Annotated in this window: 5 protein-coding genes; all 5 read left to right on the top strand. The window is 22.8% G+C overall.

Going from position 1 to position 2,717, the window contains the following annotated elements; translation table 11 throughout:
• Positions 1 to 284, top strand: a 284-nt coding sequence (locus U9R42_08860) for a hypothetical protein (GenBank protein MEA3496128.1), incomplete at its 5' end; no start/stop codon positions are given.
• A gap of 80 nt (positions 285 to 364) precedes the next feature.
• The gene (locus U9R42_08855; GenBank protein ID MEA3496127.1) at positions 365 to 1,336 is read left to right on the top strand and encodes a hypothetical protein; all 972 of its coding nucleotides are present in this window, start codon (positions 365 to 367) and stop codon (positions 1,334 to 1,336) included.
• A 66-nt stretch (positions 1,337 to 1,402) separates the two neighbouring features.
• A complete protein-coding gene (locus tag U9R42_08850; GenBank protein MEA3496126.1) occupies positions 1,403 to 1,603 on the top strand; it encodes a hypothetical protein in 201 nt (66 codons plus the stop codon).
• A gap of 110 nt (positions 1,604 to 1,713) precedes the next feature.
• Positions 1,714 to 2,139 (top strand): helix-turn-helix domain-containing protein, encoded by a 426-nt coding sequence (locus U9R42_08845; protein ID MEA3496125.1) that lies wholly within the window; start codon positions 1,714 to 1,716, stop codon positions 2,137 to 2,139.
• A complete protein-coding gene (locus tag U9R42_08840; protein MEA3496124.1) occupies positions 2,123 to 2,497 on the top strand; it encodes a hypothetical protein in 375 nt (124 codons plus the stop codon). The genes U9R42_08845 and U9R42_08840 overlap by 17 nt, the downstream gene beginning before the upstream one ends.
• Positions 2,498 to 2,717 lie beyond the last annotated feature (220 nt).

Below are 2,717 nucleotides of genomic sequence, written 5' to 3'. Positions count from 1 at the left end.
TTTTACTTTCAAAGGAAAGCAAAATGAAAAACAAAGATTTGATTGGTAAAGAAGTAAAGTTTAATAATACAACTTTAAAAATAGTTCCAATGGGAAAGTTCCCTTATTTGTGTTTAATTGATAGTAAAACAGATAAATATTTTAGTGGTTTATGGAAAGTTAAAAATATGAATGCTTTTTTATTTGATGACTATAAAAAAAAATATCTATTAACAACCGGAATGAATGAATTAAATATAATTGAAAGGAAAAAATACTATCCTATTGATAAGAGCCAAAATTAAATGTTATACTATTGTAACACTATAACATTTACCTTTATTTTAAAGGTTTTTGATATTTACATAAATAAGGAGTTTGAATCGTGTTAAGAATTGACAGCATAAGATTAAAAACAAATATCGATGTAATTAAAGACATTGATTTAAATTATTTTAATGAAACTATAAAAACAGATTTAAAGAATGGTAAAAATATTGGAAATAATAAGTTTGCAATAAAAAAAGATGTAAAGCCCGTTGGTTTAGGAAATATCATTATTGATAAAGAAACTGTAATTATTGATATGTCCGGAAAAATATTAAAGTCAGATTATTATAATTTAATAAATAAAAATACAATATTTAATGCTTTGGGAAATATAAACAGTCCGGCAGTTAGTTTTGATAAATATAAACTTTTGGAAAGCCAAGTTTTAAAATTAGATATAACAAATAATATTCAGGTGGAAAAAAATATAAAAAAATATATTCAAATGATTTATTTGTTTAGTAAAAATTCAGATAAATATAATATTAATAAATATAAATATTCAGGTTTAGTATTTGTTAAAAACAATGCAACTAAAAAATTAAAAGATAGGTTAATTACTTATAATAAAACTATTGAAATAATTAAAGATAAACAGATGTTAGAATTAATTAAAGATATTGATAAATTTAAAAATGTATTAAGATTTGAAAGCAATTTAAGAACATTTCAACAGATAAGAAAACGGTTAGATTTAGATAAAAAAATAATTACTTTAAAAGATGTTCTGGTGGTAAAAGCCAAAGTTAATTACAATTTTTTTAATGAAATATTAAAAACTGCTTCAGCACCTATTCAATTTATCAATAAAGAAAAAACACCTATTCAAATAATTAAAGAAATAGGTTTTAATGCAATACATAAAGAACTTGGAATTAAAAAAGCAAAGGAATTTATAAAAGTTATTACTGGTAAAAATTCGGATCCTTATTCTATTATTAGTCAAATGAAAAAAGCAGTAAATATTAATTTAGAAAGCAATAACAATTATATTAATGAAATTAAAGATAAACTAAAAGCAGTATAAAAAGAAAGTTTTCGGAGTGAATAAGCCAATGAAAAAAAGCAATTTAATATTAAAATGAGGTAAAGAATGAGAACACAAAATGAAACAGCCAAAGCATCAAATACAAGTTCAACTAATTACAAATATTTTCTAAAGAAATATACTGATTTGTTATATCCTGGAGTTCCAAAGTTTATGGTTTTTGGTAAGGGAGCCGGAGTTAACTATCCAAGTTTAGAAACTCTAAAACAGAAAATTAAAGAACATAAAGAAAAAAACAACCACTAATTTAGTCTAACACACGCTATAATAGGCAGTTAGAAAATAACTAACAACCAATACTGCTATAAGTAGAGAGACTATAACTTTTTAGAATAGAAAATAAAGATTTTAAAACAATGAAAACAATAAAAGAGAGAGAGAAATTTATTCAACTGCGAGCCAATGGTTTAAGTTATGATAAGATTTCAAAGCAGTTAAATATAAGCAAGCCCACATTAATTAATTGGAATTTTGAATTAGGAACTCAAATTAATGATTTAACTTTTATAAAAATAGAAAGTATTATAAAGCAATATGAAATAACTAAAGTTAAAAAAGTAGAGTTTTTATCAAAGCAGTTAAATAAGATCCATAAAGAAATTGAAAAAAGAACTGATTTAAAGAAAATTAGTTATATTGATTTATTAAAACTTGAAAATAATTTGACAGCAATTTTAATAAATGAAACTACTGATTTAAGACATACTACAGATAAAACAACAACCGGAGATTGGGACTTATCTATTAATACAGAAACAGCGGTTTATGAAAAACTTGACTAAAACTTTACTAAAATATTACCAAAACAATAAAACAAAAGTTTATACAATTGTCAGTATAATAACTGTAATTATTTTACTATTATTAGGTTTTTATTATAAGCAGTTTAGCAATATTTACTATTGGATCGGTTTTTACATAATGATATTTCAGATGTTAATAATTACTTTTATTTATTTTGAAACTATTGAAATAAGAATAAAAGAAAAAAAAGAAAGCAATAAACTAACAGAACATAAGAAAGCAGTTAAAAAAGCAACTCACAAGCCCACAGGAAGCCAATTTAAGCGGTTAAATAATAAAATGGTTAAGAACATAAGGAAATACATAAAGCAATTAAAAAGGAAATTAGAGAGTTAGCAAGGAGTTAGTAAAAGTTTGTTTTCGGAGTGTTTTTTAAAAAGAAAAATAAAAAAGTTTTGTAGTTAATTTGAAAGTAAGCGTATAGGAGAGTAGGAACAAAATAAATGAATATAGATGTAAAAAATAATAATAGATTGTCCGGCACTATAAAAAGAAAAATAAGCAATATAAAAACTTTCTTATTTTTTTGTGAGATTTACTTAAAGTCGGAGTTTAA

The organism is Bacteroidota bacterium, from assembly GCA_034723125.1.
Classification (GTDB): Bacteria; Bacteroidota; Bacteroidia; order CAILMK01; family JAAYUY01; genus JAYEOP01.
This window is presented reverse-complemented; position numbering and strand designations above follow the sequence as displayed.